Annotated in this window: 19 protein-coding genes, 1 riboswitch and 1 other annotated feature; all 19 genes read right to left on the bottom strand. The window is 32.9% G+C overall.

Annotated features, from left to right (window positions below; translation table 11 throughout):
• Positions 1-89: 89 nt before the first annotated feature.
• Positions 90-1,373, bottom strand: a complete 1,284-nt coding sequence (gene hemL, locus ACW5YJ_RS07635) for a glutamate-1-semialdehyde 2,1-aminomutase (RefSeq protein WP_457338064.1) — start codon at positions 1,371-1,373, stop codon at positions 90-92.
• Positions 1,374-1,386: 13 nt separating this feature from the next.
• Positions 1,387-2,367 (bottom strand): porphobilinogen synthase, encoded by a 981-nt coding sequence (hemB, locus tag ACW5YJ_RS07630; protein WP_017724694.1) that lies wholly within the window; start codon positions 2,365-2,367, stop codon positions 1,387-1,389.
• Complete coding sequence (locus ACW5YJ_RS07625) at positions 2,357-3,043, bottom strand: uroporphyrinogen-III synthase (RefSeq protein ID WP_119603905.1); 687 nt, start codon at positions 3,041-3,043, stop codon at positions 2,357-2,359. Before ACW5YJ_RS07625 ends, hemB begins: the two co-directional genes overlap by 11 nt.
• A gap of 18 nt (positions 3,044-3,061) precedes the next feature.
• On the bottom strand, positions 3,062-3,988 hold the full coding sequence (gene hemC / locus ACW5YJ_RS07620) for a hydroxymethylbilane synthase (protein WP_026113599.1): 927 nt from the start codon (positions 3,986-3,988) through the stop codon (positions 3,062-3,064).
• Positions 3,989-4,037: 49 nt separating this feature from the next.
• Positions 4,038-4,874: a cytochrome C assembly family protein gene (locus ACW5YJ_RS07615; protein WP_017724697.1), complete on the bottom strand. Its 837-nt coding sequence runs from the start codon at positions 4,872-4,874 to the stop codon at positions 4,038-4,040.
• A gap of 21 nt (positions 4,875-4,895) precedes the next feature.
• A complete protein-coding gene (gene hemA, locus ACW5YJ_RS07610) occupies positions 4,896-6,230 on the bottom strand; it encodes a glutamyl-tRNA reductase (RefSeq protein ID WP_017724698.1) in 1,335 nt (444 codons plus the stop codon).
• 173 nt (positions 6,231-6,403) lie between these two features.
• Positions 6,404-6,991 (bottom strand): ribosome biogenesis GTP-binding protein YihA/YsxC, encoded by a 588-nt coding sequence (gene yihA / locus ACW5YJ_RS07605; protein WP_017724699.1) that lies wholly within the window; start codon positions 6,989-6,991, stop codon positions 6,404-6,406.
• Between the two features lie 277 nt (positions 6,992-7,268).
• On the bottom strand, positions 7,269-8,531 hold the full coding sequence (clpX, locus tag ACW5YJ_RS07600) for an ATP-dependent Clp protease ATP-binding subunit ClpX (RefSeq protein WP_017724700.1): 1,263 nt from the start codon (positions 8,529-8,531) through the stop codon (positions 7,269-7,271).
• A 185-nt stretch (positions 8,532-8,716) separates the two neighbouring features.
• Complete coding sequence (gene tig, locus ACW5YJ_RS07595) at positions 8,717-10,027, bottom strand: trigger factor (RefSeq protein ID WP_107552301.1); 1,311 nt, start codon at positions 10,025-10,027, stop codon at positions 8,717-8,719.
• 167 nt (positions 10,028-10,194) lie between these two features.
• Positions 10,195-11,118, bottom strand: coding sequence for a hypothetical protein (locus ACW5YJ_RS07590; protein ID WP_107552299.1), 924 nt, complete (start codon positions 11,116-11,118; stop codon positions 10,195-10,197).
• A gap of 12 nt (positions 11,119-11,130) precedes the next feature.
• Entirely contained in the window at positions 11,131-11,742 is a 612-nt protein-coding gene (locus ACW5YJ_RS07585) for an NUDIX domain-containing protein (protein ID WP_017724703.1), read from the bottom strand.
• 210 nt (positions 11,743-11,952) lie between these two features.
• On the bottom strand, positions 11,953-12,309 hold the full coding sequence (gene rplT, locus ACW5YJ_RS07580; RefSeq protein ID WP_017724704.1) for a 50S ribosomal protein L20: 357 nt from the start codon (positions 12,307-12,309) through the stop codon (positions 11,953-11,955).
• Positions 12,310-12,371: 62 nt separating this feature from the next.
• Positions 12,372-12,572, bottom strand: a complete 201-nt coding sequence (rpmI, locus tag ACW5YJ_RS07575; RefSeq protein ID WP_002507378.1) for a 50S ribosomal protein L35 — start codon at positions 12,570-12,572, stop codon at positions 12,372-12,374.
• A gap of 29 nt (positions 12,573-12,601) precedes the next feature.
• The gene (gene infC / locus ACW5YJ_RS07570) at positions 12,602-13,129 is read right to left on the bottom strand and encodes a translation initiation factor IF-3 (RefSeq protein ID WP_039069398.1); all 528 of its coding nucleotides are present in this window, start codon (positions 13,127-13,129) and stop codon (positions 12,602-12,604) included.
• A 23-nt stretch (positions 13,130-13,152) separates the two neighbouring features.
• Positions 13,153-13,281: a sequence feature (ribosomal protein L20 leader region), on the bottom strand.
• 60 nt (positions 13,282-13,341) lie between these two features.
• Entirely contained in the window at positions 13,342-14,832 is a 1,491-nt protein-coding gene (locus tag ACW5YJ_RS07565) for an amino acid permease (RefSeq protein WP_122062491.1), read from the bottom strand.
• Positions 14,833-15,047: 215 nt separating this feature from the next.
• Positions 15,048-15,222, bottom strand: a riboswitch (Lysine riboswitch).
• Between the two features lie 60 nt (positions 15,223-15,282).
• Positions 15,283-17,220, bottom strand: a complete 1,938-nt coding sequence (gene thrS / locus ACW5YJ_RS07560) for a threonine--tRNA ligase (RefSeq protein ID WP_017724707.1) — start codon at positions 17,218-17,220, stop codon at positions 15,283-15,285.
• 350 nt (positions 17,221-17,570) lie between these two features.
• Entirely contained in the window at positions 17,571-18,494 is a 924-nt protein-coding gene (dnaI, locus tag ACW5YJ_RS07555; RefSeq protein ID WP_107551856.1) for a primosomal protein DnaI, read from the bottom strand.
• Positions 18,495-19,877: a replication initiation and membrane attachment family protein gene (locus tag ACW5YJ_RS07550; RefSeq protein ID WP_017724709.1), complete on the bottom strand. Its 1,383-nt coding sequence runs from the start codon at positions 19,875-19,877 to the stop codon at positions 18,495-18,497.
• A complete protein-coding gene (gene nrdR, locus ACW5YJ_RS07545) occupies positions 19,878-20,348 on the bottom strand; it encodes a transcriptional regulator NrdR (protein ID WP_017724710.1) in 471 nt (156 codons plus the stop codon).
• Positions 20,349-20,528: the final 180 nt, after the last annotated feature.

Genomic DNA, 20,528 nt, shown 5'->3' with positions numbered 1-20,528 from the left:
CACAACTTTCGTAGTTATCGTCATACTTAACTGAGCTATCCATATTAAAACCCGATCAACGCATTGGTTGTTCGGGCATAATTTAAACTTTATACAATTCGACTTAGAGCAGTATCGAACGCTTCTATAGTTTGTTTAATATCTTCTTCGGTGTGCGCGGTTGAAAGAAATGTACCTTCAAATTGTGATGGTGGTAAAAATACTCCCTCATTTGCCATTTCTCTGTACATTTGACTAAACATTTCTAAATCACTATTGTTTGCTTCTTCAAAGTTTGTAACAGGCCCTTCATTCAAGAAATATCCTATCATAGAACCTGCTCGATTTACAGTGATTGGCACATTATGTTTTGCAAACACTGTTTTTAATCCTGCTTCTAATTGATCGCCTAATTTATTAAAATAATCATATGTTTCTGGTTTAAGTTGTACAAGAGTCTCATACCCACTAGTCATAGCTAAAGGATTACCTGATAAAGTACCAGCTTGATAGATATCACCTGCTGGGGCAATATGGTCCATGATTTCTTTTTTGCCGCCAAAGGCACCTACTGGTAGACCTCCTCCAATTACTTTACCTAAACAAGTTAAGTCTGGGGTCACATTAAAGTATCCTTGCGCACAATTATATCCTACTCTAAAGCCTGTCATAACTTCATCAAAAATTAATAATGAACCATATTCAGTTGTAATATCTCTTAGTCCTTGTAAAAAGCCTTCAATCGGTGGAACGACACCCATGTTACCAGCAACGGGTTCTACAATAACGCCTGCAATGTCGTCACCAAATTCTTCAAATGCAACTTTAATTGCCTCTAAATCATTATAAGGCACTGTAATTGTATTTTTAGCGATCCCTTTAGGCACGCCTGGAGAATCTGGTAATCCTAAAGTCGCAACGCCGGAACCAGCTTTAATTAGTAAAGAGTCACTATGACCATGATAACAACCAATAAATTTAATGATTTTATTTTTTCCAGTATAACCACGCGCTAAACGCAAAGTATCTAGTGTCGCTTCTGTACCAGATGATACCATACGTACCTTCTCAATAGATGGTACTCGATCTATAACAAGTTCTGCTAATTTATTCTCTTGTGTTGTTGAAGCACCAAAACTTGTACCCTTATCTACCGCCTCATGAATCTTATCAATAACTTGCTTGTTTTTATGACCTAAAATTAACGGTCCCCAACTTAGTACATAATCAATATAAGCATTGCCGTCAATATCATATATCCTTGAACCTTCACCATGATCCATAAAAATTGCTGGTGTATCTACAGATTTAAATGCTCTAACTGGACTATTTACACCACCAGGCATTAAATGTTCTGCTGCTTCCATTGCTTTTTCAGAATTACTGTAACGCATTGTATCCATCCTCCTATTGTTCTTCATCTAAATATCGACAAATATCTTTTGAAAAATAAGTGATAATCATATCTGCACCTGCACGTTTCATAGAAATCATTTGTTCCATAACCACTGCTTTTTCATCTATCCATCCATTAATTGATGCAGCTTTGGTCATACTATATTCGCCACTTACATTATATGCAACGACAGGTACATTTGTTGTATTTCTGACGTCTCTAATAATATCTAAAAAGCTTAATGCAGGTTTAACTATCATCATATCTGCACCTTCATTTAAGTCACTATCTAATTCTCTTAAAGCTTCTCTACGATTTGCTGGATCCATTTGGTATGTTTTACGGTCGCCAAATTGTGGTGCAGATTCAGCAGCATCACGGAATGGCCCGAAGAAACTTGATGAATATTTAATCCCATAACTCATAATAGGTATATTATGATAACCTGCTTGATCTAAGCCTTCACGAATCTCTGCTACAAAGCCATCCATCATATTACTTGGAGCAATGATATCAGCTCCTGCTTCAACTTGAGAGATTGCAGTTTTTACTAGTAATGGTAATGATTTATCATTGTCGACATCTTTCGTTTCTTCATTAATCACTCCACAGTGTCCATGGTCTGTATATTCGCATAGACATGTATCTGCTACAATTAGTAAATCACTATACATTGATTTTGCTTTTCTAGTGGCTTCTTGTATGATACCGTTATGATCATAAGCGCCTGTACCTACAGCATCTTTTTCATTTGGTACACCAAAAAACATAATACCTCTAATACCTAAATCATAAGCTTCTTTAATTTCCTCACCAAGTAAATTTAAACTTATTTGATATATACCTGGCATTGATTTGATTTCTTCTTTAACATTATCACGCTCTACAACAAAAATAGGATAAATTAAATCTTCTTTTCTTATATGTGTTTCACGTACCATACTTCTCATTGATTTACTACTACGTAATCTTCTGTGTCTATCAAATTGCATTTGTTTCCCAACTTTCTATTATTTTGCTAACTAATGATTCTAGCGTTTGAATTTCTGATACCGTGCCTTTAGCATGATATTGATGTAATGTTTCCAATGTTTGTAGACCAATTACAAAATAATGGTCAAAGTTCACTGTCATTTCATGATTAAAATAATAACGTACAGCTGATGAGCTTGCGAAAGCTACAGCATCTATTTCACCTTTTTTAATCATCATTTTAACATCATTGATATTATCAGTATGTGGAACTGGTTTATACAAGTCAATTTTCTGAACTATATAATTTTGATTATATAGTTCATCTTGTAACAAAGACCTTGCCGCATTACTGGAAGGCAACAATATTCTACTACCTTCTTCAGCACAAAACGACTCAAGAAATCCCTCTTGAGAATAGTCTTTTGGGCAGAAAGATACCTCCAATCCCAATGACTTACAGTAGTTCGCAGTTTTCTCACCAATAACTGCTATCTTACCCACATTAACATGTTTTAGATATGGTTGAAAAAACTTCACCGCATTTTTGGACGAAAAAATAAGCCAGTCATAGTTCACATTCAATAAATTTAAGTCGAATGATAATGCCTCTACACGGATAAATGGTCTGTGTATGATACATGCATCATTTCTTTTAAATTCACTGGTTTGTGTCATAACTATAACTGGTCTCATCATTTTCACCTCGAAGGATTATTGTTCTTCGTTTAGTGCTTTAATTATTTCGTAAGCGCCTTGCGCATTTAATACTTCAGTAACTTTTTCCCCGAGTTCAACTGGGTTTGTACCACGCTCTGTGTGTTCATAACGTTCTTTGCCATCAGGCGACATAATTAATCCAGTGAACTCAATTGTACCATCACTTTCTTTAGTTGCATAGCCACCGATAGGCACTTGGCAACTACCGTTCATACGAGTTAAAAATGTTCTTTCAGCAGTCACACATGAAGCTACATCATCGTTGTGAACTTTGCTTAATAAATCTAGTAACTCTTTGTCATCTGAACGACACTCAATACCTAAGGCACCTTGTCCAATTGCAGGGATTAATGTTTCTTTATCTAAGTAAGTCGTGACGATATCATCAGACCATCCCATACGTTTAAGACCAGCAGCAGCAAGAATAATAGCATCATAATCTTCAGTTTCCAATTTACTTAATCGCGTATCAATGTTACCTCGAATCCATTTTATTTGTAAATTCGGGTATTTTGCCAAAATTTGTGCGCCGCGGCGCAACGAACTAGTACCTACAATACTATTATCTGGAAGTTCATCCAATTTAATGTGATTTTTAGCTATATAGGCGTCATATGGATTTTCACGATCTGGTATACAACCTAATGTTAAACCTTCAGGTATAACGCTTGGTACATCTTTTAAAGAATGAATCGCCATATCAATTGAATGGTCGAATAATTCGTTTTGTATTTCTTTAACAAATAATCCTTTGCCGCCAACTTTTGATAGCTGTTTATCTATTATTCGATCACCTTTTGTTACTATTTCTTTAATCTCAATATCTAACTCAGGCTCTATTGCTTTTAATTTATCTATAAACTGTTGGCTTTGTGTCATAGCTAATTTACTTCTTCTTGAACCAACGACTAACTTACGCATCATGCGCAACCTCCTAAAAATACAACTATTTATCATTTAATTTTTATAATTATATCCCTGTCCATTGATGAAAATCAGAAACATGTGAAGCAAAAAATAAATTTATCATACTCAAACAAAATAAGATGATATTAAAATAAATTAATTTATGTTTAGTTAACATATGCTTCACTCTAAAAATGATATAAATGCCATATAGCAAAGTGATAACTATCGACATAACCACTTTAGGATCAATCAAAATATTTAATCCTAAAGCATTGAATCCCCACTGAGCACCTAAGATAATACTTAAAATGATAAATAAAAAACCAATTAAACTACTATAGAATACAATTTGCTCAAGCGTAGCAACGCTTGCTATTCTAAAATATTTTTGATCAAATCGTTTTTGTTTTAAATTTTTATACTGAATTAAGTATAAAATGCTATTTACAAAAGCAAAAGCAAATAGGGCGTAACTAATAATTGCAAATGTGACATGGACAATAAGCAATTCGTTGATTAGGTTTAATTTTTCACCTGTACCATGGTAATGCATTGGTTGAAAAGTACTCATCGCAATAAATATAAAACCAATTAAATTGAATAAAAAAATTGAAAAATCTATTTGTTTAATAACACTAATCACAATAGAAATAGAAATAATCAACCATGCCAATGCAAAAAACACATCAAAAATATTACCTAAGGGTACTTGTTTCGTAGCATTAATATAAAATGATAAAGAGATTGTTTGTAACACCCAAACAATCCCTAATGTAACAAATCCAATTCTTCTTACTTTATAAAACTTTTTGATAAAATCAAAAAAGTAACAAGCGATACTAAAAAAATAAAATAATAATATAAGTTCATTTAACCTTATGAACATAATTTCTTGCATATCATCACCATTTGAATATGCTTATTCAAAACTCAATATTTGGCTGTTTACCACCTTATTAGTAGTTTCTTTTTTAGATTCATATGCATTTTCAGCCTCAATGTCAAAAATGTTTTGAAATAGCTCTAATTTTTCGGTACTTTTCTTATCACTACTTAATTCTTTAGCTTGTTTTATAGGATCTTTCAACATTTGATTGATAATACTTTTCGTGTGTTTTGAGATTATTTTTCGTTCTCTTTCTGATAATCCAGGTAATTTGCGATCTAAACTATCCATAGTATCTTCTTGAATATTCATTGCTTTTTCTCTTAATGCACGAATAACTGGTACAACACCTAGCATGTTCACCCATTCATTATGCGCTGAAATTTCATTTGGAATACTTTGCATAATTTGATCAGCTGCATTTTGACGTTCTCTCAAATTGGCATCTACCAACCCTTTTAAGTCATCTACATCATAATTAAACACATCTGCTATTGCATCAATTGTAGGTTCAATATCCCTAGGAACTGCAATATCAATTAATACTAAAGAATCATTTTTACGTTCAGACGCGCATGATTGCAACATTTTATTCGTTACAATATATTCATCAGAACTTGTTGAACTGATTACTATGTCCACGTTTGCTAAAAGTTGCGGTAAAGATGTCATTGCTTCAAATTTCACGTTATGTTTCATTGCTAGATTTTGAGCTTTACTCAAAGTTCTATTTACAATCGTAATATCTGTTACACCTGAACCGATTAAATTAAGAAGTGATAGTTCACTCATATCCCCTGCACCAATGATTAAAGCTTGCTTATTACTAATTTTGCCAAACACTTTTTTACTTAGTTCAACTGCAGCATACGAAACACTTACTGCATTATCAGCAATATCTGTTTCATTATGTGCTTTTTTCGCAAAAGTAATTGCTTGTTTAAATAAATGATTAAAGATTGTACCTGTTGTATCTTCTTCTTGAGCAATAAAAAATGCATTTCTTATTTGTCCAAGAATTTGTGTTTCTCCTAGAACTACAGAATCTAAACCTGAAGTAACTTGCAATAAATGTTTTACTGCATCGTCCCCCACTTTTACTTCAGTCATTTGTTTAATTTCTTCAACATCAAAACCAAAGGATCTCGCTAAAAATCTTTGAATATAATAGCGACCCGTATGAATTTGATCTGTTACAGCATATACTTCTGTACGATTACAAGTTGATAATATCACGTTTTCTAATATAGATTTCGTTTCATATAAACCAACATTGGCTGAACGTATGGCATCATCCTTAAAAGCAACTTTTTCTCTAAGTGCTACATCTGCTGTGCGATGATTTATGCTAACCGCAATTAAATGCATTTATAACGCCCTCCATACATATTACAATAAGTAAATTATAACACAATTATAGCTTGAGTTAAGTAACTTGCACCAGTAAATTAGAAGAATTATAATTTACATTCATATTGTTGTCATAATTAAACTCAAATACAATTCATCCTTAATAGTTTTAATAACTTTTTTATTAGTTACTAAAGATATTTAGCAATAATATTCCAAATCTGTTGTTGATTATTATTTTTGATTGAAGAGTAGCTTATAATTTCATCTTCAGGTTCCATTTCTAATTTTTGTTGTACATTAGCTAAATGTTTTTGCACTTTACCTTTAGCAATCTTATCTTCTTTTGTAGCTACGACAAAGGTTGGAATCTCATAATATTTTAAATAATTATACATTAAGATATCGTCTTCAGTCGGATTATGTCTTAAGTCTACAAGTTGTATAACTAGTTTTAATTCTTCTCTTTGTGAGATATATTTTTCTATCATTATTCCAAAAGCTTCACGTTGCTTTTTACTTACTTTTGCATACCCATAACCAGGCACGTCTACAAATACAAGTTGGTTGTCTATATTATAAAAATTCAGTGTTTGAGTTTTACCTGGTTGTTGTGACGTACGCGCCATATTCTTTCTGCCAATCATACTATTTATAAATGTTGATTTCCCCACATTAGATCTACCACTTAAGCCAACTTCACTTAATCCAGTTTCTGGATATTGTTCTGGCTTCACAGCACTTATTAATAATTCTATTTCGTTAGGATTAATTTTCATTATCGACCCTCTTTTCTTCTAAATTCACTTGTTAATTATATTACACAAAGTCTAATATGAATATGTATTTTTTAAATATCACATTATTTTCATAAAAAATGAGGCCGGACATCATAAACGTGTCGGCCTCAAATATGATATTGACAATAATAAACAAATTTGAAAAAGTATTTATTTAAACTCAATTCAAAGTTTGTTTCTTATGCCAAGTTTGCATTATAAAATGAATATTCTTAAAAAGTATATACTATAAATACTTTCTTACTTTATAGATAAATTACGCAGAAGTTTGTTCCTTGTTTACAAGATTACCTTCTTTATCATATAGTTCAGGATTTTTTTCTTCAGTTATTGTTTGGTCTGTGATGACAACTTTTACAACACCATCTGTAGATGGTACATCATACATAATGTCAATTAAAGCTTCTTCAATAATTGAACGTAATCCACGTGCACCTGTTTTACGTTCTATTGCTTTGTTACTAATTGCAGATAACGCTTCGTCTGTAAACACTAACTCAACATCATCCAATTCAAGCATTTTAGTATATTGTTTTACCAATGCATTTTTAGGTTGCGTTAAGATATTTTTTAACGCATCAACGTCTAACGTTTCAAGATTAGCTACGATTGGTACACGACCAATAAATTCAGGAATTAAACCATATGATTGTAAATCTTCTGGTCTAATTTGTTCAAGAATAGCATCTTCATCGTATTTAGAAGCTTCACTACTTGAGAAACCAATAACTTTTTCGCCTAATCTACGCTTGATAACTTCGTCTATTCCGTCAAATGCACCACCAAGTACAAACAAGATATTTGTAGTATCGATTTGTATTAACTCTTGGTTTGGATGTTTACGTCCACCTTGTGGCGGAACACTTGCAGTTGTACCTTCTAAAATTTTAAGCAAGGCTTGTTGTACACCTTCACCAGAAACATCACGGGTAATTGATGTATTTTCTGATTTTCTTGCAATTTTATCAATTTCATCGACGTAAATAATACCTTTTTCAGCTTTATCTACATCAAAATCTGCTGCTTGTATTAAACGGAGTAAAATGTTTTCAACATCATCACCGACATAACCAGCTTCAGTTAAACTAGTAGCATCTGCAATCGCAAATGGAACATTTAATGTTTTAGCTAATGTTTGTGCTAAAAGTGTTTTACCACTACCAGTTGGACCAATTAATGCTACGTTACTTTTTTGTAGTTCAACTTCATCCTCATTTGGACCTAACTGTTGAACACGCTTATAGTGATTATAAACTGCAACAGCTAATGATTTCTTAGCTTTTTCTTGACCAATTACATAATCATTTAATTTGTCCATAATTTCTTTAGGTGTTGGTAATTCAGTTAAACCTTCAGGTTCTACTTGAGCTAATTCTTCTTCAACAATTTCTGAGCATAGCTCAATACATTCATTACAAATATACACGCCACTTCCTGCAACCAATTTTTTTACTTGGTCTTGATCTTTACCACAGAAAGAGCATTTTAAATTTTCTTCATCTTCATTGAATTTGAACATTCTATTTACACCCCTATTCCCTAAAGACTATACTAGATAGTATTTTAATATGCAACTTGCACCTTTCACAAGTTATTTGCACAAAATAGTGTAGCAGATACATCTTTGAATGCATCTGCTACTAGTTTACTATATTAAACGACTAACATATAATTCACAAAATAATTTGCTCACTCTATATTTAGTTACGCTTCTGAGTCATCTTTAGATGGTTCTACTAATTTAGCTTCTTCAACTAATAAGTCAATCACTTTTTGGATACGTACATCGTTTTTAACAATGTCAGTATTACCAAGTGTTTGTTTAATATCTTCAACAGAGATATTAAATTGTCCACTCATTTTTTCTAATTCTTTGTCGATGTCATCATCAGATACTTCAACTTCTTCAGCATCTGCGATAGCAGTCAATGTTAAGTTTGTTTTAACACGTTCTTCTGCATCATCTTTCATTTGCTCTCTTAATTGTGACTCATCTTGGCCAGAAATTTGGAAATAAGTTTCTAGATTAAGACCTTGTTGTTGCATACGTTGACCAAATTCTTGAACCATACGGTCTAACTCAGTGTTAATCATTGCTTCTGGAACATCAATTGTAGCATTGTTTGCTGCTTTGTTAATTGCTTCTTCTTTTTGATTGTTTTCAGCATCAGTTTCTTTTTGTTCAGTTAGACGCTTGCGTAAGTTTTCTTTGAATTCATCAACAGTGTTTGCTTCTGCGTCTAATTCGTTAGCAATTTCGTCTGTTAATTCTGGAACATCTTTGAATTTAATTTCATTTACTTTAGTTTTGAAAGTAGCTTCTTTTCCAGCTAATTCCTCAGCGTGGTATTCTTCTGGGAAAGTAACGTTAACGTCTTTCTCTTCACCAGTTTTAACGCCTACTAATTGCTCTTCAAATCCAGGAATAAATGAACCTGATCCAATTTCAAGATCATAGCCTTCAGCTTGTCCACCTTCAAATTGTTCGCCGTCAACATAGCCGTCGAAATCGATGTTAACAGTGTCGCCATTTTCAATAGCGCCGTCTTCTTTAACTACCATTTCAGCTAAATGTCCTAATTGATGATCAATTGATTCTTGTAATTCTTCATCAGTTAGTTCAACGTTTTGTTTTTCAATTTCTAAACCTTTGTAATCACCTAATTGTACTTCTGGTTCTACAACAACATTTGCTTCAAATGTCATTTCGCTACCTTTTTCAATAGATGTCACATTAATTTCTGGTTGATCAACTGGTTTTATGCCAGTTTCATCTATAGCTTCACCATAAGCTTCTGGTAATAAGATATCAACTGCATCTTGATATAATGCTTCTACACCAAAGCGTTGTTCAAAGATTGGACGAGGTACTTTCCCTTTACGGAAGCCCGGTACGTTTATTTGTTTAACCACTTTTTTGAAAGCTTGATCAATTGCTTTGTCTACTTTTTCTGCTGGAACTGTAACGGTTAAAACACCTTCGTTACCTTCCTTTTTTTCCCAAGTTGCTGTCATGTATAAAAACCTCCATGATTATCCTATTTTATTTTTTCAACTTCACTATTATAGCACACGTCTATGCTCTACACAAACACTCTGTTTATAACACGTGATTTAAAATGTAAACTTGAAAATTTTTATTATAGCTACTTTCTTCCATTACCCGAAAATCAAATGATTAATTATTCTACACTATCAATGTTAGTTATGAATTTCACAACCTCATTTGACATATCTAAACTTTCTAAACCTAGCATAGATTTAAAATAATTTACGTATGCTTCAATCCATACTGATTCTAATGCTATGCGTTCTAATTCTAATGGATAAAATAAAATCGCATGATTATTCATTAAACGAAATGCCTCTTCAATCATTTGTGGCGCACTATCTTCAATTTGGTCAATTACTTTCGGTATTAAATTGGTTTTAAACACTGTATGTTCTAAACCAGATAAATTGACTGGAACAACTTCTATATTAAATCCAAATTTTTGAATTTGAATGGTCTGATTGTAACCACCAAAACGTAAATATTCAAGCATTAGACTTACCACATTAGGTGGTAAGGTCAGTTCATTGATAATATTGACAATCGTTTCTTGATATCTAAATTGACTATGGTCAATTAACGTTAATATAGTATTGATTTGTTCTCTAAGAGAGATAGCATCAAAATTTTGCAACATATGTGTAGCATGTTCGTTATGTTTATCGATTTGGCTTAATGCATATTCTTTAATTGGAAACAATTCCATACGTGTTCTATGATCATGGACTTCATCAATAATTTGATTAATAACTTCCACTACTTCAAAATATTGCCCTAGACCATTCAAACTTTTAATATAATACATCATCAAATCATCATACTTAGTTGTTCCTTGTTTTAATAAAATAATAGCTTCTTCACGTAGTTCGAGAAAATGACCCATCTTATATAACATTGAACATTTTAACAAAGACAGTTGTTCATCTAGTTCAAATTGTTCTTCAAAGTCTTCAAATAAGTCATAAGTATGCTCAAAATTGTTATCATTAAATGATTGCTTAATTTCTCTCACTAATTTATCTTTTGAACGTGGAAAAGGAATGATATCAGACATCTTCAGACACCCCTATTTTATAGCTTGTAATATTAAAGCGCTCCATGTTTCAAACTCATCATAATCTTCAATTTTACTTTGATCTACCCATTTTATACGTAATGTGTCTGTTTCCATAGCTTCTACGTCATTACTGTTTACATGAATTTTGAACACAACACCTAGATGGACCTCACCGACTTCATTCGTATCATCATTGATAAAACCTATGTAAGCTAAATTCTGAGACTTACTTTCTGATAAGCCTACTTCTTCTTCTAATTCTCTTTGCGCATTAATTCTCAATACTTCATTAATTGACTCTGCACCTTTAACATCATTCATATGACCACCTACACCAATAGATGATTGGCCGTGCAAACGAGATTCTCCTCCACCAGATAAACGTTCATATACTAATAACTCATCGTTTTCATTTTCCAATATACAATAAGAAATTAACTGCTTGTATGCCGGATCTTCTTCCATATCTCCACGACGTTTAACTTCAAATTTAGAAAGTGTGTCAAAAATTTCTTGCCCTTTAACAGTATTTTTATCTAAGAAACCATTGAATTTATTCTTTTCATCATTAAATAAAATATTTCTCGGCACTACTGTAATCATTTCATCGAATTTAGACATTAGTTTCTCCTCCATTTATGACTTCTAAGCTATTTTATCAAATGATGGTTATTTATCAAAATGATAATTCGTATCTTAAAATGCAACCAGATAGATTCATTGGCGCTTATATCAAATATTTAAAACTGTTTATTAACTAAAAATAAGGAGTGCGACAGAAATCTATTTTTTATAATAGTATTTCTGTCGCACTCCCTCTATAATTAGATACTATTTTAAAGCATCTTTAGCTTTAGTTACTAATTCAGCGAAAGCTTTTTCGTCTGAAATAGCAATTTCTGAAAGCATTTTACGGTTAATGTCGATTTCAGCTTTTTTCAAACCGTTCATAAGTCTTGAATAACTCATGTCGTGTTGACGAGCTGCTGCGTTGATACGTGTAATCCATAATTTACGGAAATCACGTTTTCTTTGACGACGGTCACGGAATGCATATTGACCTGATTTCATAACTTGTTGTTTTGCAACTTTATATAATGTACGTTTTGAACCGAAGTAACCTTTAGCTAATTTAATCGTCTTTTTACGACGCGCTCTTGTTACTGTTCCACCTTTAACTCGTGGCATAATAAATTCCTCCTCTAAATATGTTCAATCTTTCAAATTGATACGTTATGACATTTTAGTCATTATTTTTTGTAAGCTAATAATTGTTTTACGCGTTTCATATCTGATTTAGATACTAATGAAGCTTTACGTAATTTACGTTTTTGTTTAGTTGTTTTGTTTGCAAACATATGAGATGTGAAAGCTCTAGAACGTTTTAATTTACCTGAACCAGTTCTTTTAACACGTTTAGCTGCTCCACGGTGTGTTTTCATTTTAGGCATGATTCATTTCCTCCTGTAATATCTTATTATTATTTTTCATTGATTGGACTTAATGTAATAAACATTTGGCGTCCATCCATTTTGGGTCTTTGTTCAACTGTAGCGATATCTTTACATTCATCTGCAAATTTTTCTAAAACACGTTGACCAATTTCTTTATGCGTAATCGCACGACCTCTGAAACGAATTGAAACTTTACATTTGTCGCCTTTTTCTAAGAATTTACGTCCATTCTTCAACTTAGTTTGGAAATCATGTTCCTCAATAGTTGGGCTTAAACGTATTTCTTTAAGGTTAATTGTTTTTTGTTTTTTCTTCATTTCTTTTTCTTTTTTCTGTTGTTCAAATTTATATTTACCATAATCCATAATTCTAGCAACAGGTGGTTTAGCATTCGGAGCCATGATAACTACGTCTAAACCTACTCTATCTGCCATTTCTAGAGCTTCTGTCTTAGTTTTTACACCAATTTGTTCTCCGTCTTGACCGATTAAGCGTAATTCTTTTGCACGAATCTTTTCGTTAACTTGAGTCTGATCTTTTGCTATGGTTGACACCTCCAAGATTTTTACGAAATTATCCCAAGCAAAAAGAGCGAGTATATAATATACCCGCTCTTCTCTACGCATGACTACATCATGCATATATAAGACCTGCCAACAGCTTTTGCGTCGCAACAGGTGAGAAGCGGGAGCTTCTACTTGGTTCGTTTCGTATTCAACATTACCTATCATAACAACAATAATGACATTAGTCAACTGTTTTTTTATTATTTATTAATTTCATCCATATCAACATCTTGACGTAAATCCACTTGTTCTAACGGAACGATTTTCGTTCTGTATCTCAATTTATGATAAATGAAAAATGCTAAAAATACAGGTATGCCCATATAAGTTATAACGAATCTATTTAGATTGAAATCGCCCGTTTTTATAAAGTCTACGTCTTGCCCTATTATAACAAGTACGCAGAGTACACCTGCAAATATTGGACCAAACGGGAATAACTTAGCTTTGTATTTTAATTTTGATTTATCATAATTTTGTTTATCAAACGCTTTTCTAAATCTATAATGACTGACTGCAATACCAACCCATGCAATAAATCCAGTCATACCACTAGCAGCAACAATATATTCATAAGCGTCACCGCTTAAATGTTGTAATACAAATATACCTATTACAATAAGTGCTGTGACTAATAATGATACATAAGGCACACCATATTTATTTGTTTTACCAAATACAGGGTATGCTAATTTATCTTTACTCATTGAATACAACATACGCGTTGATGCGTACATACCTGAGTTACCCGCAGACAGAACTGAAGTCAATATTACAGCATTCATAAATGACGCAGCAAATGCCAATCCTGCATTTTGGAATACAAGTGTAAATGGAGATGTTGAAATATCATCGCCTCCACCCATTAATGCTGCACTGTCATAAGGAATTAACATACCAATAACAAAAATTGCCATAATATAGAAAATCAATATTCTCCAAAATACTTGTTTAATTGCTTTAGGTACAGCACGTTCTGGATTTTCTGATTCACCTGCAGTTATACCAATCAATTCAGTTCCTTGGAAGGAGAATCCAGCAACTAAGAATACACCTAAGATAGTTAATAAGCTACCACCTAGTCCATCACCAAGTATTGGTCCGCCACCTTTAGTAAAGGTATCAAAACCAACAAATTCTCCACCCATAATACCTAAGATTGTTAGTAAACCAATTCCTATAAATATGATAACCGTAACTACTTTAATTAATGCGAACCAGTATTCACTTTCACCATATACGCGAACAGATAATGCATTAAGACCAAAAATAATTAATAAGAATAGACAACTCCAAGCCCAAGCTGGCATACCAGTTAAAGGTGTCCAATATTGTATAACTTGCGCTGCAATTGTAACATCTGCCGCAACCGTGATAACCCAGTTGAACCAATAATTCCAACCTAATGCAAATCCTAATGAAGGATCAACAAAACGTGTGGCATAAGTACTAAATGATCCCGATACTGGTAAATATGTCGCCATCTCTCCTAATGACGTCATAAGGAAGAAGACCATCGCCCCAATAATTGCATAAGCTAACAATGCACCTAAGGCTCCGGCATCGTGAATCGCTCCACCCGAAGTCATAAATAGTCCTGTTCCAATACATCCACCAATCGCAATCATGGAAATATGACGATCTTTTAATCCTCTTTGAACTCCATTGCTTTGATTTTCTTGTTTTGCCATAGAAGCGTCCTTTCTTTAAACTTAGAGGCTAACTTACTATTATGATTAAAGAATACAGTTTTTAATATGAAAAACCTAAACGTAGCACTAAATATTTTCTCAACTACATTTACTACAATTTTCACTCTATCCCGTAAAAGTATTATTTTAATCACTCAACCAAAACAAAATGGTTGCATACCTATTAGATATGCAACCATTTTAATAATAGCATTTATATAGGTAGCACATCACATATGTGACAGTCCAGTCTCTTTCGATAACTGTCCCAACTGATATTGTGTAAATGGTCAATACCAGTTTCGGCATTTTTACCTTTCATGAATTCAACATACGCCCCATACAGCTTCTGAATACTTACTCTTTAAAAATGCAACCTCTAACTCAAATTTAATTTTATATTTAACTCACTAACCTGTAATATACATGATTTCTACATTACTTTCAAGACTATCTTTGCTTTTTCAATCTAATCTCATCGACCAAGTTCCAAATAAACTCGTCTTTCTCTATAGTTTCTTGATCTTGTGAGCCATATTTTCTCACATTAACTTCACTATTTTCTACTTCTTTATCACCTACGACAAGTTGGTATGGGATTTTTTGCATTTGTGCTTCTCTAATTTTATACCCCATTTTTTCGTTTCTGTCATCAATTTCAACTCGAACACCTTGTGACTTAAGCTCATCTTGAATAAGTCTCGCATAATCATAATGTAAATCAACATTCACAGGAATGATTTCTACTTGTTTAGGTGCTAACCAAGTTGGAAAAGCTCCTTTTGTTTCTTCAGTTAAAAACGCAACAAAACGTTCCATTGTTGAAACAACACCACGATGAATAACAACTGGTCTATGTTGTTCTCCATCATTACCAATATATGTTAAATCAAATTTTTGTGGTAATAAGAAATCAAGTTGTGCTGTAGATAAAGTTTCTTCTTTACCCATTGCAGTTTGTACTTGTACATCTAATTTCGGACCATAGAATGCCGCTTCACCAATGGCTTCTTCATAATCTAAGCCTAACTCATCAACCGCTTCCTTCAACATGCTCTCTGCTCTATTCCACATTTCATCGTCATCAAAGTATTTCTCTTTGTCTTCTGGATCTCTATAACTTAGTCTGAAGCTATAGTTTTCAAAATTAAAGTCTTTATATACATCAATAATTAGATTAACAACACGTTTGAATTCTTCTTTAATTTGATCTGGACGAACGAAGATATGTGCATCATTTAAAGTCATACCACGTACACGTTGTAAACCTGACACAGCTCCACTTGCTTCATAACGATGCATTGTGCCTAATTCAGCAATTCTAATTGGCAATTCACGATATGAATGCGGTTTATTAGCATAAATCATCATATGATGCGGGCAATTCATTGGTCTAAGTACCATTTCTTCATGCTCATCAAGTTTCATTGTCGGGAACATATCCTCTTGATAATGATCCCAGTGACCAGATGTTTTATATAAATCAACATTAGCCATAACTGGTGTATAAACATGATCGTAACCCATGCTTACTTCTTTGTCTACGATGTAACGTTCAATTTCTCGACGAATTGTTGCACCATTTGGTAACCAAAGTGGTAAACCAGCGCCTACTAATGGATTGTTTGAGAATAGCTCTAATTCCTTACCAATTTTACGATGATCACGTTCTTTTCTTTCTTCGAGCATTTGTAAATGTGCTTTCAAGTCCTTTTTATCGAAAAATGCTGTACCATAAATACGTTGCAACATTTTGTTGTTACTATCACCACGCCAATAAGCTCCAGCTGTCGATAATAGTTTAAATTCTTTGATTTTTGAAGTTGAAGGTACATGCACGCCACGACATAAATCTGTAAATTCACCTTGAGTGTATAATGTGACATTCTCATCTTCAGGGATTGCATTTATAAGTTCTAATTTATAAGGGTCTTCTGAGAAAAATGCTTTAGCTTCATTACGAGAAACAACCTTACGTTCAATTGGGTAATTCTCATTAACAATCTGCTTCATTGTCTTTTCAATTTTCTCAAAATCATCTGAAGAAAGACTCTCTTCCATATCAAAGTCATAATAAAAACCGCCTTCAATTACGGGACCTACACCAAAGTTCACATTTCCATATAAACGTTTTAATGCTTGCGCCATAAGATGGGCCGTTGAATGTCGTAACACTTCCAAAGCTTCATCTGTACCAGGCGTAACGATTTCTATATCGCCATCTTCTTCAATCGGTCTAGTTAAATCAATTAATTGGCCATTCAACTTTCCAGCTACGGCTTTTTTTCTTAATCCTGGACTTATTGATTGTGCTATATCTTCTGTTGTTGTGCCTTTATCGAACACTTTCGTATTACCATCTGGAAATTTTATATTAATTTGGTCCATTTAACATTCCTCCTATTTATTCAAGCACTTAAATCAAAGCGAAATACAATTTATCAATAATTGCAGAGAAAATAAAAAGACCCCATCCCTAAAAAGGGACGAGGTCTTCGTGGTACCACCCTAAATTAAAGCTTTTCTGCTTAGTTACAAAATAGCTTCTCTCTACGTAAGATAACGGTCTTGAGCCGGATGTTCATTACAACATCACTGACGAAGGAGTAATCAATAAATATACTTACCATATCTCAACATCTAATGGCTCTCTGTGAAGTAGTGAAATATCAATCGTATCTTCGTTTAATTTCGTTTGATTTAGATTTAATTATATTATACAACATTTATTTTAGATTTCAATCGTTCCTATAATTTTTTCCTTCTAAATAATAAGGTGTCGCCAAAGTTTTGATACGTTCCATGATTCGAGCCGCTTTAGTCTTTTCAGTACCATCCCGTGTTACAGAAAGATGATACTCTAATTCTTCAAAGCTTAGATTAGAGCTAAAAAATGTTGGTAATTCCTGTACCATTCTGTAATGTAATAGCGGTCCTATTACTTCATCTCTAGCCCATGGCGTAATTTCTTCAGCACCGATATCATCTAACATTAAAATATTCGCTTCTCGTACTCTGGATAATTTTGTTTCAAAACTTCCATCCTTAAATCCGCCTTTAAGTGAACGAATAAATTCAGGTAAATAGACAATAGTAGAAGGAATCTTTTCGGTTTTTAACTGATTCGCAATTGCACCTAAGATAAATGACTTTCCTGTTCCAAATGGGCCGTGCAAGTATAATCCTTTAACTTGAGGATCGTGCTTCGTGATTTTATCACAAATTTTGTTTGCTGCCATTGCAACATCTAATCTATCTCTTCTATCCATGTAAATATCTTCAAGTTTAGCGTCTAAAGTATCACGTTGCATATGGTGCGAAGTAATTAGATGAGAGTTAAACCTTTCTTCATCATACTTTATCTTACACGGGCATGGTAAATAACGAATTTTGATCTGGTTACTTTCAACATATAGTTCTGGAACATGACCTTTTACAAAGTTGGGACAATCCTTATAATCATGGCCATCATAGTGTTTCACTTGGTCTTTGTATTCTTGTAAAATATTTAAGTCTTCATCTATCATGGCATTTGTCAATTCTGATTGATGCTCATTTAAAAAGCGTTTAACATCAGGATCATTAATCACATCTTTTTTTATTTTTTCTATGCGTTTTGATAAATCATCTGACTCCCCCATGATATTATTAAAAGATTTCATTTATTCGTCCTCCTTCCATCTATTTTTTAATTGATTTAAAAATTGCTCTCTGTCATTTTTTAGCTTCTCATCTTCTTCGTCGTTATGCTGTTGGTTATCTTTTTCTGTTTTCTCATCTCGCTCTTCTAACCATTTCGGTGTCATCTCTCTAGAAGCTAATTGTTTTTGTTTATATCTATTTTTGGTAGGATAAGATTCTTTTTTAGGTTGGTTAACTTTCATTGCATATTCATATGCCTGTTCAGCCGTTTTAATACCTTTTTTCTTCCAATTTGATGCTATTTCAAAAATATAAGTTTTAGGTAATTTCATATCTTCCTTCAACATAACAAATTGCAATAGAATATTAATAACACCAAAAGATAAGTTTTCACGTTCAATCAATTCTTCAATCATGAATTTTTGCTGTGTAGTAGGTTCTGATTCAGACCACGATGCTAACATATCAATCGGGCTTGTTTGCTCCAATTGTACCAACCAATTATCAGATTGACTTGACGTTTCTTCAGAATTGGTTACTTGTAAAGAAGGGACATTATCTTTTTCTGATTTAACTTGTAAATTTGGTAACTGTTGTTCATGTTCCATTAAATAATAAGTACGTGCGTGTTTTCTCAATTCTTCAAAAGATAATTCTTGAGCACTAGTTATCGATTTTAAAATAATACGCTTCATCGATTCAGGCGTCAAACCATATAATGTTGCAATTTGTGTTATTAACGCTTTAGCATCATTCGTAACTATTTTTGAACTAATAAAATGATTTTGTAACAAATCATATAATGTTTCAAAGTCAAAGTGAACGCGTGTAAGGTCTAAACCTTCATACGGCTTATCATCTTGGATGTATGCTGTATCTTGCGCTAATGCTTTATTAGGAATTTTAAAAACATCAGTAAATGTGCGTGTTATATCTTGATAACTACTTAAGTCTACAGCCTTTTTAGTTTCAAAGTGACGTTTTAATTGTTGGTAACGTTGTTTACTCACCTCACTATATAGATAAACAGATAGCATAGGATCACTGAAAAACTGTTTCGCAGTAGGTGGTTGATTAAGAACATAAACAAATGAGGAATGCTGCTCGTTATGATTTACATAAGATTTTACCAATCCAATACCTTCTAACAAATCCATTTCTTTTCTGAATTCTAATAGATTAATTTTCAACTCACTCATAATAATATAGTGCGTCAACACCGCATCTACTTCGTGGTCCACAAATTGGTTTAAATAATGATATAGTCCTGTCGCATTAGCGCCTATCATTGGTGTAAACAATCTGTTCAAGATTTCTAAATGATTATTATTTAAATAAAATTCACGCACGATAGTAAAATTATCATGTGGTCTCAATCCATAATCATATGATTGTAACCCCATTTACGAATCACTCCGTTTATTATTTACTAATATACCTTGCATTGATTGTAATAATTGATCTACATCTTTGAATTCTTTATAAACAGAAGCAAATCGTACATAGGACACTTGATCTACGTGCATAAGTAAATTCATCACGTGCTCTCCTATTTCTCTAGAAGAAATTTCTGCGTGCCCCTCATCTCGCAACTTCCATTCTACATTATTAGTAATATCTTCTAATTGTTGGTAACGAACTGGTCTCTTTTCACAAGAACGGACTAAACCATTTAATATTTTCTCACGCGAAAATTGCTCCCGTGTTCCATCTTTTTTCACCACGATAAGTGGTCTTTTCTCTATATGTTCAAAGGTTGTGAACCTTGTTTCACAATTTTCACATTCTCTTCTACGACGAATCGCATTAACTTCATCTGCATGTCTAGAGTCTACAACACGAGAATGAGTCGAATTACATTTCGGGCATTTCATCGAATTATCACCCTCTCATTTATGATTATCTTCTATTATACTATAAATATACATGTCACAAAAGAATCGCTATTACACAATTTAGCATATATGAATTAATGCTAAATTATTTTAAACTAACTCTTACACATTTTTTCTGATGACAACTCTTACTATAAAAGGATACTCTCATTACACCAA

Source organism: Staphylococcus sp. mip270_02, from assembly GCF_054031535.1.
This window is presented reverse-complemented; position numbering and strand designations above follow the sequence as displayed.

Excerpts from the sequence above, each read along its gene's own strand:
- ACW5YJ_RS07615 (WP_017724697.1), bottom strand. The coding sequence starts at position 4,874 with ATGCAAGAAATTATGTTCATAAGGTTAAATGAACTTATATTATTATTT.
- hemL (WP_457338064.1), bottom strand. The coding sequence starts at position 1,373 with ATGCGTTACAGTAATTCTGAAAAAGCAATGGAAGCAGCAGAACATTTA.
- clpX (WP_017724700.1), bottom strand. The coding sequence starts at position 8,531 with ATGTTCAAATTCAATGAAGATGAAGAAAATTTAAAATGCTCTTTCTGT.
- hemB (WP_017724694.1), bottom strand. The coding sequence starts at position 2,367 with ATGCAATTTGATAGACACAGAAGATTACGTAGTAGTAAATCAATGAGA.
- ACW5YJ_RS07590 (WP_107552299.1), bottom strand. The coding sequence starts at position 11,118 with ATGTCTGATATCATTCCTTTTCCACGTTCAAAAGATAAATTAGTGAGA.
- yihA (WP_017724699.1), bottom strand. The coding sequence starts at position 6,991 with ATGAAAATTAATCCTAACGAAATAGAATTATTAATAAGTGCTGTGAAG.
- thrS (WP_017724707.1), bottom strand. The coding sequence starts at position 17,220 with ATGGACCAAATTAATATAAAATTTCCAGATGGTAATACGAAAGTGTTC.
- rplT (WP_017724704.1), bottom strand. The coding sequence starts at position 12,309 with ATGCCACGAGTTAAAGGTGGAACAGTAACAAGAGCGCGTCGTAAAAAG.
- ACW5YJ_RS07585 (WP_017724703.1), bottom strand. The coding sequence starts at position 11,742 with ATGTCTAAATTCGATGAAATGATTACAGTAGTGCCGAGAAATATTTTA.
- nrdR (WP_017724710.1), bottom strand. The coding sequence starts at position 20,348 with ATGAAATGCCCGAAATGTAATTCGACTCATTCTCGTGTTGTAGACTCT.
- dnaI (WP_107551856.1), bottom strand. The coding sequence starts at position 18,494 with ATGAAATCTTTTAATAATATCATGGGGGAGTCAGATGATTTATCAAAA.
- rpmI (WP_002507378.1), bottom strand. The coding sequence starts at position 12,572 with ATGCCTAAAATGAAAACACACCGTGGAGCAGCTAAACGTGTTAAAAGA.
- ACW5YJ_RS07550 (WP_017724709.1), bottom strand. The coding sequence starts at position 19,877 with ATGGGGTTACAATCATATGATTATGGATTGAGACCACATGATAATTTT.
- ACW5YJ_RS07625 (WP_119603905.1), bottom strand. The coding sequence starts at position 3,043 with ATGAGACCAGTTATAGTTATGACACAAACCAGTGAATTTAAAAGAAAT.
- tig (WP_107552301.1), bottom strand. The coding sequence starts at position 10,027 with ATGACAGCAACTTGGGAAAAAAAGGAAGGTAACGAAGGTGTTTTAACC.
- ACW5YJ_RS07565 (WP_122062491.1), bottom strand. The coding sequence starts at position 14,832 with ATGGCAAAACAAGAAAATCAAAGCAATGGAGTTCAAAGAGGATTAAAA.
- hemC (WP_026113599.1), bottom strand. The coding sequence starts at position 3,988 with ATGCGTAAGTTAGTCGTTGGTTCAAGAAGAAGTAAATTAGCTATGACA.
- hemA (WP_017724698.1), bottom strand. The coding sequence starts at position 6,230 with ATGCATTTAATTGCGGTTAGCATAAATCATCGCACAGCAGATGTAGCA.